Annotated in this window: 20 protein-coding genes; 12 read left to right on the top strand and 8 right to left on the bottom strand. The window is 54.7% G+C overall.

Going from position 1 to position 14,819, the window contains the following annotated elements:
• Window positions 1–56: 56 nt before the first annotated feature.
• Window positions 57–1,298: an aromatic amino acid transport family protein gene (locus tag ACSJLU_RS21730; protein ID WP_042785408.1), complete on the top strand. Its 1,242-nt coding sequence runs from the start codon at window positions 57–59 to the stop codon at window positions 1,296–1,298.
• Between the two features lie 72 nt (window positions 1,299–1,370).
• Here ACSJLU_RS21730 and yfcF read toward each other — a convergent pair whose 3' ends face one another.
• Window positions 1,371–2,006: a glutathione transferase gene (yfcF, locus tag ACSJLU_RS21725; RefSeq protein WP_127146322.1), complete on the bottom strand. Its 636-nt coding sequence runs from the start codon at window positions 2,004–2,006 to the stop codon at window positions 1,371–1,373.
• A 170-nt stretch (window positions 2,007–2,176) separates the two neighbouring features.
• Between yfcF and ACSJLU_RS21720 the strand changes: the two genes are divergently transcribed.
• Window positions 2,177–2,893 (top strand): HPP family protein, encoded by a 717-nt coding sequence (locus ACSJLU_RS21720; RefSeq protein ID WP_025304335.1) that lies wholly within the window; start codon window positions 2,177–2,179, stop codon window positions 2,891–2,893.
• A 13-nt stretch (window positions 2,894–2,906) separates the two neighbouring features.
• On the opposite strand, the gene ACSJLU_RS21715 is transcribed toward ACSJLU_RS21720, so the two are convergent.
• The 5 genes from ACSJLU_RS21715 to ACSJLU_RS21695 all read right to left on the bottom strand — a co-directional run bounded on the left by ACSJLU_RS21715 (window position 2,907) and on the right by ACSJLU_RS21695 (window position 6,974).
• Window positions 2,907–3,656, bottom strand: coding sequence for a helix-turn-helix transcriptional regulator (locus ACSJLU_RS21715; protein ID WP_197538603.1), 750 nt, complete (start codon window positions 3,654–3,656; stop codon window positions 2,907–2,909).
• 148 nt (window positions 3,657–3,804) lie between these two features.
• A complete protein-coding gene (locus ACSJLU_RS21710; protein WP_025304333.1) occupies window positions 3,805–4,446 on the bottom strand; it encodes a YbhB/YbcL family Raf kinase inhibitor-like protein in 642 nt (213 codons plus the stop codon).
• Between the two features lie 289 nt (window positions 4,447–4,735).
• Window positions 4,736–5,176 carry an aminoglycoside 6'-N-acetyltransferase gene (aac(6'), locus tag ACSJLU_RS21705; protein ID WP_147823201.1) on the bottom strand — a complete coding sequence of 147 codons (441 nt, stop codon included), beginning with the start codon at window positions 5,174–5,176 and terminating at the stop codon, window positions 4,736–4,738.
• Between the two features lie 138 nt (window positions 5,177–5,314).
• Complete coding sequence (locus tag ACSJLU_RS21700; RefSeq protein WP_049208357.1) at window positions 5,315–6,217, bottom strand: pirin family protein; 903 nt, start codon at window positions 6,215–6,217, stop codon at window positions 5,315–5,317.
• A 148-nt stretch (window positions 6,218–6,365) separates the two neighbouring features.
• Entirely contained in the window at window positions 6,366–6,974 is a 609-nt protein-coding gene (locus ACSJLU_RS21695; protein ID WP_049204404.1) for an FMN-dependent NADH-azoreductase, read from the bottom strand.
• Window positions 6,975–7,070: 96 nt separating this feature from the next.
• Here ACSJLU_RS21695 and ACSJLU_RS21690 point away from each other — a divergent pair, with 96 nt between their 5' ends.
• The gene (locus tag ACSJLU_RS21690; protein ID WP_025304329.1) at window positions 7,071–7,475 is read left to right on the top strand and encodes a winged helix-turn-helix transcriptional regulator; all 405 of its coding nucleotides are present in this window, start codon (window positions 7,071–7,073) and stop codon (window positions 7,473–7,475) included.
• Window positions 7,476–7,747: 272 nt separating this feature from the next.
• On the opposite strand, the gene ACSJLU_RS21685 is transcribed toward ACSJLU_RS21690, so the two are convergent.
• Both ACSJLU_RS21685 and ACSJLU_RS21680 read right to left on the bottom strand, forming a co-directional pair.
• Window positions 7,748–8,782, bottom strand: a complete 1,035-nt coding sequence (locus ACSJLU_RS21685) for a phage integrase (protein WP_273890118.1) — start codon at window positions 8,780–8,782, stop codon at window positions 7,748–7,750.
• 3 nt (window positions 8,783–8,785) lie between these two features.
• Window positions 8,786–9,370: a phage repressor protein CI gene (locus tag ACSJLU_RS21680; RefSeq protein WP_048321973.1), complete on the bottom strand. Its 585-nt coding sequence runs from the start codon at window positions 9,368–9,370 to the stop codon at window positions 8,786–8,788.
• Between the two features lie 109 nt (window positions 9,371–9,479).
• On the opposite strand from ACSJLU_RS21680, the gene ACSJLU_RS21675 reads away from it, so the two are divergent.
• The 9 genes from ACSJLU_RS21675 to ACSJLU_RS21635 all read left to right on the top strand — a co-directional run bounded on the left by ACSJLU_RS21675 (window position 9,480) and on the right by ACSJLU_RS21635 (window position 14,683).
• Window positions 9,480–9,701 (top strand): hypothetical protein, encoded by a 222-nt coding sequence (locus tag ACSJLU_RS21675; protein ID WP_048321972.1) that lies wholly within the window; start codon window positions 9,480–9,482, stop codon window positions 9,699–9,701.
• Between the two features lie 30 nt (window positions 9,702–9,731).
• Entirely contained in the window at window positions 9,732–10,241 is a 510-nt protein-coding gene (locus tag ACSJLU_RS21670) for a phage regulatory CII family protein (RefSeq protein ID WP_208060609.1), read from the top strand.
• Window positions 10,242–10,251: 10 nt separating this feature from the next.
• A complete protein-coding gene (locus ACSJLU_RS21665; protein ID WP_208060608.1) occupies window positions 10,252–10,431 on the top strand; it encodes a phage filamentation protein Fil family protein in 180 nt (59 codons plus the stop codon).
• A gap of 11 nt (window positions 10,432–10,442) precedes the next feature.
• Window positions 10,443–10,745, top strand: coding sequence for a hypothetical protein (locus ACSJLU_RS21660; RefSeq protein WP_197774275.1), 303 nt, complete (start codon window positions 10,443–10,445; stop codon window positions 10,743–10,745).
• Between the two features lie 64 nt (window positions 10,746–10,809).
• Window positions 10,810–11,103 carry a DUF2732 family protein gene (locus ACSJLU_RS21655; RefSeq protein ID WP_208060607.1) on the top strand — a complete coding sequence of 98 codons (294 nt, stop codon included), beginning with the start codon at window positions 10,810–10,812 and terminating at the stop codon, window positions 11,101–11,103.
• Window positions 11,103–11,327, top strand: coding sequence for a TraR/DksA C4-type zinc finger protein (locus tag ACSJLU_RS21650; RefSeq protein ID WP_208060606.1), 225 nt, complete (start codon window positions 11,103–11,105; stop codon window positions 11,325–11,327). The genes ACSJLU_RS21655 and ACSJLU_RS21650 overlap by 1 nt, the downstream gene beginning before the upstream one ends.
• A 121-nt stretch (window positions 11,328–11,448) precedes the next feature.
• Window positions 11,449–12,210 (top strand): DNA cytosine methyltransferase, encoded by a 762-nt coding sequence (locus ACSJLU_RS21645; RefSeq protein ID WP_197749932.1) that lies wholly within the window; start codon window positions 11,449–11,451, stop codon window positions 12,208–12,210.
• Window positions 12,207–14,423 carry a replication endonuclease gene (locus tag ACSJLU_RS21640; protein ID WP_439041038.1) on the top strand — a complete coding sequence of 739 codons (2,217 nt, stop codon included), beginning with the start codon at window positions 12,207–12,209 and terminating at the stop codon, window positions 14,421–14,423. Before ACSJLU_RS21645 ends, ACSJLU_RS21640 begins: the two co-directional genes overlap by 4 nt.
• A gap of 80 nt (window positions 14,424–14,503) precedes the next feature.
• Window positions 14,504–14,683, top strand: a complete 180-nt coding sequence (locus ACSJLU_RS21635) for a hypothetical protein (RefSeq protein ID WP_164095384.1) — start codon at window positions 14,504–14,506, stop codon at window positions 14,681–14,683.
• Window positions 14,684–14,819 lie beyond the last annotated feature (136 nt).

The following is a 14,819-nucleotide window of genomic DNA, read 5'->3' as shown; positions in this document are numbered from 1 at the left end:
GTCAGGACGTTAACCCATCCCGGCGGCCAGCGTCGCCGGGCGATAAAGGATGATGCATGTCTGATAATATCTCTGTTTCTCCGGCGCTTGCCGCCGGGGTGCGAGCACCTGCACCCGCCAAATCGTTAAGTTTCCTCGAAGGGGTGGCGATGATCGTCGGCACCAACATCGGCGCCGGCGTACTCTCCATCGCCTACGCCTCCAGCAAGGCCGGTTTCCTGCCGCTGCTGTTTTGGCTGGTGCTGGTGGGGAGCCTGACCACCATCACCATGCTGTACGTTGCCGAATCTACGTTGCGCACCCGCGCGCATCTGCAGCTGAGCGGGCTGGCGAAGCGCTACGTCGGCGGCCTGGGCGCCTGGCTGATGTTCGCTTCGGTGTGCGTCAACAGCGTTGGGGCGCTCACCGCCTATATGACCGGCAGCGGCAAGCTGCTGCAATCGCTGTTCGGTATCTCGCCGGCGCTGGGCAGCCTGCTGTTCTTCGTGCCCGCCGCCGGCGTGCTGTACCTGGGGTTGAAAGCGATCGGCCGCGGCGAGAAGTTCATCAGCATCGGCATGGTGGTGATGTTGACCGCCCTGGTGGCGGCGACGCTGCTGAAAGACACCACCCAGATGCGCAACCTGCTGGACGGCGACTGGCGCTATATGGTGCCGGTGTTCAACGTGGTGGTGTTCTGCTTCTCGGCGCAGTACATCGTGCCGGAAATGGCGCGCGGCTTCGCCGACAAGCCGGAGCAGTTGCCGAAGGCGATCATCGTCGGCATGGTGGTGACCTTCATTTTGCTGGCGGCGGTGCCGATGTCGGTGATCGCGCTCAGCGGGCTGGATGACATCTCCGACGTGGCCACCATTTCCTGGGGCCAGGCGCTGGGGCAGTGGGCGTTCTTCTCCGCCAACATCTTCGCGCTGTGTGCGATGCTGACCTCGTACTGGGGATTGGGCGGCAGCTTCCTGACCAATATTTTCGACAAGTTCCGGTTGGGCAACGACGAGCTGCCGCTGCGCCGCTTCGGCGTGCTGCTGCTGGTGGTGGTGCCGCCGTTCGTGCTGGCCTACAGCGGGCTGGTGTCGTTCGTCAACGCGCTCTACTTCGCCGGGGTGTTCAGCGGGGTGATCCTGTCGATCATGCCGATGCTGATCCTGCGCGGCGCGCGCAAACACGGCGACCAAACCCCGCGCTGGCAGTGCAACTGGATCACGCACCCGCTGCTGCAGATCAGCATTGTGTTGCTGTACCTGGCCAGCGCGGTGTACGCCATCGCTTCATTGTTAGGCTATCTGCCCTCTGGATGGTGATTTGCCTTCCCTCAAGCAGTGATGTTGTTTCTCGGCATTGAGAACGGCGGCGTCGTGGCCGCCGATTTTTTTTCAGGCGCGCCGTTTTTCCGACAATGCCAGCCACGCCTGCACCGACGGGCGCTGCCACTGCTTGTGCGCATAGTGGCGCACGCGCTCCGGTACCGGATCGCCGTGCATCACCAGCCGGTTAAGCATCAGCGCCAGATCGGTGTCGGCGATGCACCACTCCCTGAACAGATTATCCTGCCCGTGGCTCAGCAGCTTTTCCACGGCGGCGATCAGCTTGCGCGCGGCCTCTTGCGCGGCTTCGGACAGCGGCGGGAACTTGCTGTTGTTGAACACCACCTCGGTCGAACGCTCGGCGCGGATCGGCAGCAGATCGCTGCGCAGCCAGGCCTGGATCTCGCGCGCTTTGGCACGCAGCTTCACGTCGCGCGGGTACACGGCGTGGGCCGGGTGGATGTCTTCCAGGTATTCGGCGATCGCCGAAGACTCCGAGAGCTGGAATTCGCCGATCGCCAGCGTCGGCACCCGGCGGGTGAGCGACAGCGCCGCGTAGGCCGCCTCTTTGTTCTCTTCCTTCGCCAGATCCACCGGCTTCACGGTGAACGGAATGCCTTTTTCCGTCAGCACGACAAAGGCGGACATGGCGTACGGGCTGAAAAATTCACTGTCGGTATAAAGCTCGGTGATCGGTTGAGACATCGGCGGTTCCTCGGGGTTAAAGGGGGAACATTCATCATTGTCGAGGGGAGGCTAAAAATCAATCTGTTAGCTAAAAGTTCTTGGGCGGCGCGGTTTACGGCGCCGTGAGTTCCTTCAGGATGATGTGATATATTTGTTGCCAACAAGTGAATTGAGCCGTATTGGGTAACATGAAGACGCAGTGGATTGAACGGGTAAAAGTGGGAGTTGCGCGCCTGTGGCCGCACCCGCTGGCGGTGGGCAAGCGAGAGATGCTGATTTCCAGCGTCGGCGCCGGTTTGGGGCTGATGCTCGCCGGTTGGATCAGCCACTTTATTTTGGGCGAGGTGAACCTGTGGTTTATCGCGCCGATGGGCGCTTCGGCGGTTCTGCTGTTCGGCGTGCCCAACAGCCCGCTGGCGCAGCCCTGGTCGATCGTCGGCGGCAATGCGCTGGCGGCAACGGTGGGCGTCAGCGCCGGTCTGCTGATCCCCGATCCGGGCCTGGCTTGCGGCGCGGCGGCGGCGGTGGCCATCGGCCTGATGTTCAAGCTGCGTTGCCTGCATCCACCCGGCGGCGCGGTGGCGCTGACCGCCATCCTCGGCGGCCCCGGCATTCACCAGATGGGCTATGACTTCGTACTGTATCCGGTGCTGCTGAACTCGGTGCTGCTGGCGGCGCTGGCCATTCTGTTCAATAACCTGGCCGGGCGACGCTACCCGCATGCGCTGGCGCCGGCGGAGGCCAAACCGGCCAATCTGCCGATCGATGCCGTTTCCATCACCCGCGCCGATCTGCACGAGGCGCTGATGGAGGGGGATCTGTTCGATATCGACGAGGACGATCTGCAGGAGATCCTGCTGCGCGCCGAGCAGTTGGCGCATCAGCGGCAAAGCAAGATCGCCTGATCAGCCCAGCGTTTTATCGGATGGCGGAAGGCGCGTAACCAAAACGCTTTTGAAAGCGTTCGCTAAAACGCGCTCTGGATTTGTAACCGCAGGCCTCTGCAATGCGGGTCATATCCCATCGGGTGGTTTGAAGCAACATCATGGCGTGATGCATACGGACGTCTATCAGCAAGTCTTCGAAGCGAGTCTGTTCGGCGGCAAGGCGCCGCCGCAACGTTGCCGGGCTCATCGCTAACGTTTTTCCCGCCGTTTCTGCCGTCCAGTTTTGTTCCGGAGCCTCAAAAATCAAAGTGCGCAGGCGCTGTGATGGGCTATCCAATGGTAAATGCGTAAAAACATGTCCCCGTTCGGCCAGCGCGGTCAAAAAGTCCAGAAGGCGGTATTGCAGGCGAATATCACTGATTTCCTGTTTTTCCACGCTTTCAATCACGTGATAAAACGTCGCCGACAGGTCTTCGTCCAGAGGCAGCGTTTTCCACGCGTCATCTTTCGGGGGAATAGGGGGTGAAGCCTGCCGGGTTCGGTGAAAGACATCCAGCAGTTCTGCCGACAGCGTCAGGAGTATCGAGCGAAAAGGCCGATCGATATCGCCCGGCGTTTTGACTAAATCTGCGCGGGTGTTGGGGGGGACCAGGAGCAGTTCGCCGGGGGTCTCCAGAGACAAATGTTGTGAAGCCGATGTGATACCGAGTTGGCCCGCCACGATCAGCAAGACCGTCGCTTCATGGAAGACGAACTGCGGCGTGTGCAGCTGGCGTTTCAATGTCGGCTGGCACACCCCGCACAAGCGGCGCCTCAACACCGGAGCCCCCGACGGAGAGTGCCAGTGCAAAAGTTTCGCACCCTGCTCGCGTCTGGTTCGCACTGATCCGAAGGAACCGGTCCGGCTCATATTTGACTCCTTTATGCGATTATTTCGCCGTTGATGCTACGTTAGGGTTCAGGCTGTAAAGGCCTGTCAGGCTCGCCTGGGCTAACACCGGCGCTTCCGCCAGGGCAGCATTCACATTAGCCCCTGTCCAAGGCCCTTGTACATCCAAACCGGGGGTAGCAAGCGCATAAACCGTGAAAATATAATGATGAACTAACGTATCGTTCCACGGTGGGCATGGGCCATCGTAACCGTAGTATTCCCCCTTCATCTGCTCGTCGGCGGCAAACCAACCGGTATAGTCATTGATGCCGTGGCGATAGGCCGAAGGGGCGTTTGGCCCGGCTTTGCCACGCGGCGTTACGCCGTCCGATTGAGAGCCCGCCGCAATTTCCACGGTACTGGCCGGAATATCCAGCAGCAGCCAGTGAAAGAAATCAACGCGCGGCAACGATGCGGGCACAACCCGACCCTCTTGATTCACATCATCACCACGGCTTGGCACGTCGGGATCATGGCAGACGATCACGAAAGACTGCGTGCCTGCAGGCACTTCACTCCAGGCCAGATGGGGGTTGCGATTTCTCGATAAAGCGACATGGTTAGCGGCATCGGGGATAGCGAAGGCGAACTCACCGGGAATGAACTCTCCTTCTTTAAAGCTTTGGCTGGTCAGTTTCATAAATGCCAATCTCCTGTTCTATTGAGCGGTATCTGCGGGTATGTGATGTCCCCATTATAAGTTTTTCAAAATAAAGTAAGGCGACAAATCCAATCAAAATAGAACCAATTACGCTCATTGTGATTGTATTTGATGGCCTTATGTCGATGGGCGACCGATACGATTGCTGTGCCGATGAGAGTGCCACGGCGAAAACGCTGGATGAGGAAGGGGGTTGGTTAATATTGGTGGGGAAGAGACTGCTGCGCGCCGAGCCGTTGACGCATCAGCGGCAACGCAAGGTGCCTGATCAGCCCAGCGTTTTGCGGTAAAACACCACCCGCTCCGTTTCGGCAAAGCCCAGCGCCGCATGCAGGCGTTGGGAATCCAGATTAGCGATGTCGGTATCCGACGCCAGCTCGCTGCACCCCTGTTGCTTCGCCCACTCCTGCACCTGCGCGATCAGGCGCGCGGCCCAGCCCTGGCGGCGGGCGCGTTCGGCGGTATAAATCCCTTCCAAAAACGCCACCGGCGACGATTCGCAGCCGTTGACATAATCGTAGCGCAGCGCGACCTCGGCAAAGCCAACGAAAGCGCCGTCCAGCCCCCGCGCCATAAACGCGGTGTGGTGCGGCGAAGCCAATATTTCGCGCATTTCCGCGCGGTGTTCTTCCCGCGGGCAGGTGGGCCACAGCGCCGAGCGCAGAGCCAGCCAGGCATCAAGGTTGTCGTGGTCGCAGTTGACGATCATGCAGGGGCCTTATCTGATGACAGAGAAGTGATGGGGAATAATATCACGTTGCATCGTCAGTGAGCGGCCGGATATGCCGGCACGTGTGATTGGCGTATCCTGGATTTATTGCCACAGAGGGCGACCACACCGTCAACGTCATCGAAAGACGGGGATCGTGCCTGATGCCGTCCGTCGCTCGCCGGCCTCTTTAAGTCTGCGCCCCAGTTCGGCGATGCGGCGTTCACCGGCTTCCAACGCGGATGCTGAGGTATGTACCGAATAGGCGCCGAGGTGCAGCGGATGCGGGTGAGGCACGGCTGAGCCGAGAACGAATACGGCATCTTCATTGCCGGATGCTTCAAGTGCAATGGGCATTTCCCCCGGTTCGAAGACCACCATTTCGCCCGCGTCGACAGGAACGCCGGTGCTGAGACGGCCTTTGGCCAGCGCGAGCCAGCCGACAGAATGATGCGCTGGCGGCCGGTAAGTCCAGCGTTCGCCTGGTTTGAGGGTGACGAGCAAGTAATTGATGCCTTTCTGCGCGGGCACCGGGCTTTGCACGCCTTCATGGTTGCCAATGATGACATGCGCCGGCCCGATTTGGCGCATGTTCTGGGCTTCGATATAACGGCTTTCCTGTTCACCGTTCTCCAGTTCGGCGGGCAAGGCCAACCAGAGCTGGAATCCCTGGATGCGCGGCGTATCCGTGGCGGACAATTCCTTGCCGTGCCACATGCCGCCGCCCGCACGCGCCCATTCCACCGCGCCATAGCCGAGCGTACCGACAGCGCCGCCGGCAGGATCTTCGTAGTGAAAAGCGCCTTCGAGCGGTACGGTCACGGTGGCTATGCCTGAATGCGGATGCAGCGGCATGTTGGCCAGCATTGCCATGGTGCGCTGATCCGCCTCGAACAGATCGAGGAATACGAAAGGTTTAATCACCTGACCCAGGTCGGAAGGGCTCATCAGCCGGGTTATCGGGCCGTGGCCTTGCCCTCGGGTGCGTTGTGTAATACGCCGCGGGTTGGGCGCGGGTGGTGAGGTCAACGTAGTGTTCATGATTGAATCTCCAGTTTATACATCCGGCGCAAACGAATTTCGGGGTACGCGGCACAGGCATACGATTGAGCGGTATTGCATCGCCGGTGGCCAGCCCAAAAACGGGACTGGCCGCGAGCCTGTTATCGCTGTTCCGAACAGGCCCCGATTAAGCGGTCAGGCCGTCAATCTGAGCTGCAGCAGCATCGATGGCGACAGTGCGGTTTTCCGGGCTGAGTGCCAGTCCCTCTGCTCGAATGAAGGTGATGTCCGTAATGCCAAGGAAGCCGAAGAAACTGCGCAGATAGGTTTCCTGATGGTCCAGGAAGGCCAGTGGCGTGCCTTCGCCGTACAGGCCACCGCGGGTGGAAGCGACGATAACGCGTTTCCCCTTGGCGAGGCCTTCAGCGCCGTTTTCCGTATAGCGGAAAGTTCTGCCTGGTACTGCAAGTCGGTCAAGCCAGGCGCGCAGCTGAGTCGGCAACGTAAAGTTATACATAGGTGCACCGACGATAATGCCATCGGCGGCAAGGAAGTCGTCGACGAGTTTGGCGTTGCGGGCAACGGCCTGTTTGACGTGCTCGTCTTGCGGCTCCACGCCCTGGAGAGCCAAAAATTCGGCGCTCGAAAGGTGGTTAATCGGGTCGGCGGCGAGATCGGTGTGGATGATCCTGGCGTCCGGCTCAGCAGCAGAAAGGTGTTTGACGATCGCCGCCGTGAGCTGGCGGCTTACCGACTGTTCGTTGAGAATGCTGGAATCGATATGAAGCAGTGTCATGGTGAAATCCTTAGGTATAAAATGGTAACCAGGGATAACAATATAACCATGCCCTAAAATGGCAGACAATAAGGCACATTAGGAGAACCCGGTATCATGAATGTGACTGATCAACCTCGAGATTTAAGACATGCCGACTGCCAAAAGATCAGTCAGGTATTGGCGCGCGTTGGTGAGAAGTGGAGTGTCCTGATCATTATGTTCTTGGCGAACGGGCCACGCCGATTCACTGAAATAAAGCGTACAATCAATGGAATATCTCAACGGATGCTGACGTTGTGCCTGCGCAATATGGAACGAGATGGGTTGGTCAAGCGGACAGTTATTGCCGTCATGCCGCCGCATGTCGAATATGAATTGACGCCGCTCGGGTGCTCATTAACGGTGCCGGTCATCGCGCTGGGAACCTGGGCGAATGAACATATTGCCGATATTGATGCGGCCAGAACAGCATTCGATGCACAAAATAGCGAGGCCGGTCATGATGCTAATTCACGGTAGAGGCGGCAGAGGGGCATGAGATTTTTGCCCTGTTTCTGAAGTTATGGGGGCTTTAGTTTTATGGCAGTGATTATACAACGCAGTGCCGCAGAAAACGCCAAGGGGCTACGCTGTTGACGTAACCCCTTGAAAATTTGGTGGCCCCTGTTGGGTTTGAACCAACGACCAAGCGATTATGAGAACCATTCTGGTCAACCGAAAAACAATAACTTATTTAAATAACAATGAATTAAAAAATAAATATAGGGCAATATAAGGTAATAAACCTAACTTTATGCGACACTTTTGCGACATTTTGTAAGAGGGTTCAGCCTTACGGCATCTTCAAAATGATCGGGGGCAAAATGGGCGTATCGCATTGTCATTTTTATGTCTGTATGACCGAGTATTCTTTGCAAAACGAGAATGTTTCCACCGTTCATCATGAAATGGCTCGCAAAGGTATGCCGCAAAACATGGGTCATTTGACCGTCTGGCAATACAATGCCAGCCCGTTCAATCGCTGAGCGAAAAGCGTAATAGCAAGGGGTAAACAGAGGGCCATTTCGTTTAGGTAGTTCGTCAGCAAGTACAGGGTCAATCGGTATTGTACGATTTTTCTTTCCTTTGGTTTTAACAAAGGTGATTTTACTTCCCGATACCTGGGAGCTTTTCAAGCTTTCAGCCTCACTCCATCTTGCTCCTGTCACTAAACAGAGCTTTGCAACCATTTCCAGATCCTTAGCTGAGCTTTTGCGACATTCTTGTAGAAGCAAGCCGATCTGCTCATCTGTAAGATAGGCCATCTCGCTCTCGTCAACGCGAAATTGGCGGACGTTTTCAAGTGGATTTGGTTGTATCCATTCACCTAATCTTCGAAGTTCGTTAAACACTGCGAGAAAATACGCAAGTTCAAGGTTTAAGGTGCGGGGGGACACTTTTGCTATTCGTTTTGTTCGAGCAAAATGGCCGCCTAAGCGTTTAGCTCGATAGGCTGTAAAAAGTTGCGCATTAAATTCTGTGGCAAGAGGGAAGCCCATACACTCGGCAGCCCACAGCATAGCACTTCTACGCTTTTCACCATCATTCAAGGTGATGCCATGGCGGCTAAACCACAGCTCGATCAATTCGGTCAGACGGCGTTTTTCTTTTCCTTCCCCGAGCCAAGGGGCTGATTCAATTTGCTCAAGTGTGTAATTTTCAAACGCAAGTGCTTCGCCCTTAGTAGCGAACTTTTTACGAACCCGCTTACCCTCATTACCGTTACTGCGATCAACGGTGTAGAAGTCTGCTATCCAACGACCGTCGGGCAATTTCCTTACTGGCATTGTTTATTCCACCGTCAGCACAATACGTCCAAGTACAGTGATGTCATCAATATCGCAGTCAAAAGCTGCCCCATGACCACTAACACGCACTTTTTTAACAGGTATGCGAGTTAGTGTGCGTATGCCTACTTTTCCCTCTATTTCTACTAGCCATAGACCGTCGTGAACCTCGTCGTATTGCTCATCAACGATGTGCTGAGTGCTGCCGCTGATTAAGCATATAGGGGAGGTAGGGAGATTGTTTGGATCAAGGAATATCCCTTTGTCGAATAGAACGCTATCAGTGTCATGGAGTTGGCCGTTAATTAGTTTTTTTCTAATTAGATTTAGTGTGTCCGGTTTGACATCCCGAAGGCTAACCCCTTGCCCTGTTACCAACCATTCAATGCTGGTTCCTGTTTCCAGCGCGCATTGCAAGACAATATCTGCTGGAAAAACATCACGTTTATACCGAGCTGACAGGCTGCTGGCGGCAATGCCTAAGTGTTCAGCAAGCTGCATTTTCATGCTGAAACCATAGGCGGCCACGACTCTATCAAGAGTTTCTGAAGTTGATTTAGGGAAAGTGAAATTTAGGTGTTTACTCATGTCTGAAGTTGACACTTAGAGTTTATCTAAGTAATCTCCGTGTTGTTTTGAATTAGACTCATATTGCCGGATATTGCCGTATCTGGCGCTAATCAAGGAAGTTTGCCTTATGCGACCTAACATTACAATTGTCATCCCTGAACCCTACCTCCCGCTAGATGAGTATTGCCGCCGTACCCGAACTAACAAAGAAACAGCTAAGAATTTGATTGAATACGGAAAATTGCCTATCAAGCCAAAGGGCAAGCAGAAGAAGGGGCTCATTGAAGTGAACATGGCAGCCCTGACAGTGCAGGCCCTGAGTGAATGTAGCGTTTCTCTTCAGGCTTAATCTATTTTATCGATTAGAGTAGATCTAAACATGTTTGATTACGCCATTTCTAAACATCCGCACTTCGATGAAGCCTGCCGACAGTTTCCAGCACGCCACAATGTGACGGCTCTTGCTAAACAGCTCAGCATGAACGCTCAGACACTGCGCAACAAATTGAGTCCGGGCCAGCCGCATCAACTCACCTGCGCTGAACTGCTGGCGATCACTGACGCTACAGAGGATTCCAGCCTGATTGATGCCTTGCTGGCACAAATCAACTGCATGCCGTCCGTGCCTGTCAATGAGGCTTGCGCCGGGAATATTCCAACCTATGCACTGCAGGCTACGGCCGCAGTTGGCAACGTTGCCGCCGCCGCCGTGCAGGGCGACCACAAAACGCCGGTACGCAAAAGCGCACTACTTGAAAGCGTCAACACGGCGATCCGCCATTTGTCGTTGATCGGCTTGACCGTTCAGAACCGCATCCAATCCACCCCGGCTCTGGCCTCCACCGTTGACGTGATCAGCGGGCTGGGTGCTGTTGCTGGTTTAAGCTGAGGTGATCACCGTGGTTATTTCTATCGCTCCACTGCTGAAACAACAAAGCCCATCGCGGCATTTTGAACACGGTTTTATTGAACTGCCGGGCGGAAAGCGCTGGCGCCCACGTCACGATCAGGCGGCTTTACTGCGTGGCCTGGCAACGGCTAAGCCTGTTTCACCGCTGCGCCGTTTGTTTTGCCGTTAATTGGGGCTGTCATGTTGTTGGCTACTGAAACACAAAAAGCGATCGGTATTAAGCGCATTTCACAGATTAAGCGTGAGCTGTTCCCGTATAAGCGGAATCAGGCGCAAGAGGCTTTTGATAAGTCGCCGGAACATATCCGCAGAACTGTTTGTTTTCATGCCGGGCTGAAAGAGCGGCATATAAAAATGAAGTTTGCAGAAATGAGTTATTCAGAGCGTAAACAAATTGTGTGGGCGCTGAATGACCTGATTGATTTATCAAAAACCTTGCCGCGATTTATCAGTGATGATGATTGTGAATTAAACGTTAATTAACCGCATTGTGTAATTCTGGCGTTAACCCGCCGGGCATCGCTTTGTCTGAAATAAGGAATTTACGATGAAAGAATCTTTGCTTCTTACTCCAACTTTAACCAGCTCGGCAAATAATGCCTTTCAGCGTGGTGTTGTCGCTGGTACCCGCCGCGCGGTTTCTGCCTTAACAAATGAGTTTCAAGATTTGTTAGATAGCGCGCGTGTTGATGAACGTAAAAACCAATCTCAAGTAGCTGCTGCGCGTTTGGTTCGGCTGGCGGCCCACATCACCCAAGAGGGGTTAACAGCGGTCGAGGCTGTGGAGCTGTTGCGCCAAGAGGCTGAAGCCATCGAGCATCAAGCGCAGGAGCTGCACTAATGGCCGACTTGATGGACTACGAACAGGAGCGGCAAGCGCTGGTATTGGAGGCGCAGATTACTAATGCTCGCAAATCCTCCGCGCTGCCTTCTGCTTTCGTTTGCGAAGAATGTGACGCTCCGATTCCTGCCGCGCGCCGCGCTGCCGTACCCGGCGTTGATACCTGCGTAAGCTGCCAGCAGATCCGCGAGAAGCAAAGTCACCTTTACGCGGGGAAGATATGACGGAGTTCTCTTTTTTCTTCGGCCTGCTTGTGTTGCTGGCAGGTCATTTTATTGTGGCTGATTTGAATGACTCAGAATTTTTACTCAGACCAGAAAACCAAAATTACGACTAGGGAATAAAATGAAAAAAGCAATATTCATTTATGATTTTACCGGCCTTATGGCTCAACCCTGGATTGATGCAGGATATGAATGCTGGTGTTTTGATGGGCAGCATGAACCTGGCGTTATTAGAGAGGGGAATCATGTTAAGGTTGGTATATGGTTTAGTGCTTCTGACAAATTAGCTCAAGCCAAGAAAATTACCGACATGGTAGGTGATGGCGTGGAGATCGTGATTGGTTTCCCCGAGTGTACGGATTTGACCGTTGCTGGAGCCAGACACTTTGAGAATAAAAGACAGGTCAATCCGTTATTTCAACTTGAAGCGGCTGAACTGGCCGACCTGGTTCGTATAGTTGGTTTGCTCTGTGATGCGCCATGGGCATTTGAGAATCCTGTCGGTGTTTTGTCGACAATGTATCGCAAGCCGAATTTTTCTTTCAATCCTTGTGACTTTGCGGGCTATTTGCCCGAAGGAGACATACACCCTGTTTATCCAGAGGTTTACCCAGGGCGTGACAGATATAACAAAACCACAAACATATGGTGCGGCGGTGGTTTCATTCAGCCTCCAGTGAAACGTATTGAGCCGGAATTCAAATGTAATCCTGGCTGGAAATTATGTGGTGGTAAATCGAAACGAACAAAAAACATTCGTAGCACGACTCCAAGGGGGTTTGCCAGGGCTGTTTTCGAGGCGAATGCCTGTGGGCCATGCTCTTCATGCAATGAGCGTTACTGCGGCAACTGCGCCCATGCCAACGGCGTGAAAGTGCAATGAGCCAAGCGGCTACCGCCTACGCTTACTCATGGAACGAACCGCGCCCGGCAGTTGCCGGGCCGGTGAGACCGCTTACCCGTGACGAACACGCTCAGGGGCAAGCTGTTTTAACCAATATCCGCCGCCTGCCGCGCTTCCTCAGCGCCATGTTCCTGACACGTTACACCAACTTGCTCAAGAGCAAAGGGCTGCACGATGCCAACAAATGGCTGGTGTTCCAGTTCGATCGCCGCATCTGGCCCCGCCTGCAAACGGTGAGCGCCAAAAATGAAATGAACCTCGCCGCGTCAATGCGGTTTTCTGCTGAAGTTGATAATTACGCTTCACTGCCCGGCATGGATGACAAAGAGTTACGCCGCCTCGCCGATCGGGTGGCCGGTCAACTTCTGCAGAATTATGAAGATTACTGCGATGAGTTTGTGGCGGAGAACGGCGGCGACAATGCCGGGCTTTTCGAAGGTGCCACCCAATCAGAATTTTATGGCCGCATTGCCGGTATGGCGCGCGCCTTCAACATCACCCCTATGCATTGGCGCAAATACCGCAAGGGCAAACTGGATGCCCGGTCAGCGATTGCCAGCCTGTCACGGTTGGTTAATTCCGAGTGGTGGGAACGCCAGTTGAAGGCTCAGCGCACGCGCTGGCGCGAGGCGTTGCTGATCGCCCTGGGTAATGTGAACCGCGGGGCGTCGTCGTATGCCAGTAAGCAGGCTATTCGGGATGTTAAAGCGCGCCGCCAGTCCAATTTTGATTATCTGAACAGCCGCGAGCTTGAGAACGTCGAAACCGGCGAACGCTTCAGCCTCATCGACAAGGTGATGGCAAGTATCTCTAACCCGGAAATTCGTCGTATGGAGTTAATGACGATGATCGCCGGTGTTGAGCTGGCCGCCGCTATCCGTGGCGATAAAGGGATGTTTATCACCATCACCACCCCATCCAAATATCACCCGACGCGCGCCGTCGGCAAGAACAGCCCGAAGGTGCATTTTAATCACAAATGGGATGAAGAGGCGTACACGCCAAAAGACGGCCAGCGCTATCTTGTGAAGCTGTTTAGCAAGATCCGCACAGCGTTTAAAGACGCGGGCCTGCAGGTCTACGGCGTGCGCGTTGTCGAGCCGCACCATGATGCGACGCCGCACTGGCATATGATGCTGTTTACCTCCAAAAAACAGCGCCAGCAGGTGATCGACATCATGCGTCGTTATGCCATGGCTGAAGATGGGGACGAGCGCGGTGCCGCCAAAAACCGGTTTGACTGCAAGCACCTGAACAAAGGCGGTGCGGCGGGCTATATCGCCAAATACATTGCAAAAAACATCGACGGCTACGCGCTGGACGGCGAACGCGATCATGAAACCGGCGAGCTGTTGACTGATACGGCCGCCGCCGTCACCGCGTGGGCGTCAACATGGCGCATCCCTCAATTCCACTTTATCGGCCTGCCGTCGCGTGGCGCATGGCGTGAGTGCCGCAAGATCCGCTCTGTCAGTCTGGCCGATGAGTTTGACGAAACCGTTGAGGCGGTGCGCGCTGCTGCTGATGCCGGTGACTTTGCCGCTTACATTCTGGCGCAGGGTGGCCCTAACGTTGCCCGCGACGATCAGACTGTGCGTGTAGCCCGCCGGGTTGCCGACGAGCGCAACGCCTATGACGAAGAAGTTCAGAAAATTGCGGGGATTTTTGCCCCGCACATCGGCACCGATCGCGTTTATGAAACCCGCACCACGCAATGGCGCATCGTCGCTAAAGCCGTTGCCGTTGAGCCTTTGACTTTGAAAAGCGCCTCCGGCGCGCCTCGGAGTTCTGTCAATAACTGTGGGTTGGACGACAGCGGTGGCGCCGAAAACACGCAGGATGGGGAGCCTGTAGAGGCCGTGGCGGTGATGGAACACCATCCGGACACCCAGATTGACTGGGATGACATGACCGTTGCACGGTCTGTTATGACGCGTTTACGGGCAAATGCCCCGCAGATAAACAGGCAGCAAAGAGGAATTGACCCATATAAGCGCATAGAACCTGCTGCATCGGCCAGATTGACAACCGCCGAGCGCGATCGCGTAACCAGAATTTACTCAGAGCTGGCACTACATGGCATCGAGCCGACTCGCTGGGAACTTGAGGCATTGGCGCGCGGCGCTAAAGTCAAATTTGATGATATTTCAATGCACTATCCAGCGGTTAACGATTGGGCGGGCTTCCAATAATTTCTTGCGCAATTAAATCCGATAGACATATACTGTATACACATACAGTAATTAAGCATCGGAGGGAAAGGGTGCAAGCAGTGGATGAAGTGGTTGTTTTAGAACGTATTGAACTCATCGCCCGCCTGGGGGTTTGTTATGAGAGTAAACCGCAGGATAAAGACATAGCCCTTGTATGGATTTCAGAACTTGCGGGAGAGATAAAAACTTGTGCTAATACAGTAAGTAACGAGATTGACATAGAACGACCTTCTGCCTAGTTTTTAGCTAATTTTAGTCGGAGCTGTTGGTTAGAAGGGGATTTTTTTCCTCCATTTATATCTAGTATTGTTTCTTTCATCTTCGGTAGTAAATGTCGAATTGTTTCAATACAGCATAAATCGGTTATTGATTGAG

It is taken from the genome of Serratia bockelmannii (genome assembly GCF_051803255.1).
Lineage (GTDB): Bacteria > Pseudomonadota > Gammaproteobacteria > Enterobacterales > Enterobacteriaceae > Serratia > Serratia bockelmannii.
Note: the sequence above shows the minus strand (reverse complement) of the source record. Positions and strands in the feature narration are given on the sequence as shown.

Coding starts and splice junctions, on each gene's coding strand:
- ACSJLU_RS21730 (WP_042785408.1), top strand. CDS start 57: ATGTCTGATAATATCTCTGTTTCTCCGGCGCTTGCCGCCGGGGTGCGA.
- yfcF (WP_127146322.1), bottom strand. CDS start 2,006: ATGTCTCAACCGATCACCGAGCTTTATACCGACAGTGAATTTTTCAGC.
- ACSJLU_RS21720 (WP_025304335.1), top strand. CDS start 2,177: ATGAAGACGCAGTGGATTGAACGGGTAAAAGTGGGAGTTGCGCGCCTG.
- ACSJLU_RS21710 (WP_025304333.1), bottom strand. CDS start 4,446: ATGAAACTGACCAGCCAAAGCTTTAAAGAAGGAGAGTTCATTCCCGGT.
- ACSJLU_RS21700 (WP_049208357.1), bottom strand. CDS start 6,217: ATGAACACTACGTTGACCTCACCACCCGCGCCCAACCCGCGGCGTATT.
- ACSJLU_RS21695 (WP_049204404.1), bottom strand. CDS start 6,974: ATGACACTGCTTCATATCGATTCCAGCATTCTCAACGAACAGTCGGTA.
- ACSJLU_RS21690 (WP_025304329.1), top strand. CDS start 7,071: ATGAATGTGACTGATCAACCTCGAGATTTAAGACATGCCGACTGCCAA.
- ACSJLU_RS21685 (WP_273890118.1), bottom strand. CDS start 8,782: ATGCCAGTAAGGAAATTGCCCGACGGTCGTTGGATAGCAGACTTCTAC.
- ACSJLU_RS21680 (WP_048321973.1), bottom strand. CDS start 9,370: ATGAGTAAACACCTAAATTTCACTTTCCCTAAATCAACTTCAGAAACT.
- ACSJLU_RS21675 (WP_048321972.1), top strand. CDS start 9,480: ATGCGACCTAACATTACAATTGTCATCCCTGAACCCTACCTCCCGCTA.
- ACSJLU_RS21670 (WP_208060609.1), top strand. CDS start 9,732: ATGTTTGATTACGCCATTTCTAAACATCCGCACTTCGATGAAGCCTGC.
- ACSJLU_RS21660 (WP_197774275.1), top strand. CDS start 10,443: ATGTTGTTGGCTACTGAAACACAAAAAGCGATCGGTATTAAGCGCATT.
- ACSJLU_RS21655 (WP_208060607.1), top strand. CDS start 10,810: ATGAAAGAATCTTTGCTTCTTACTCCAACTTTAACCAGCTCGGCAAAT.
- ACSJLU_RS21650 (WP_208060606.1), top strand. CDS start 11,103: ATGGCCGACTTGATGGACTACGAACAGGAGCGGCAAGCGCTGGTATTG.
- ACSJLU_RS21645 (WP_197749932.1), top strand. CDS start 11,449: ATGAAAAAAGCAATATTCATTTATGATTTTACCGGCCTTATGGCTCAA.
- ACSJLU_RS21640 (WP_439041038.1), top strand. CDS start 12,207: ATGAGCCAAGCGGCTACCGCCTACGCTTACTCATGGAACGAACCGCGC.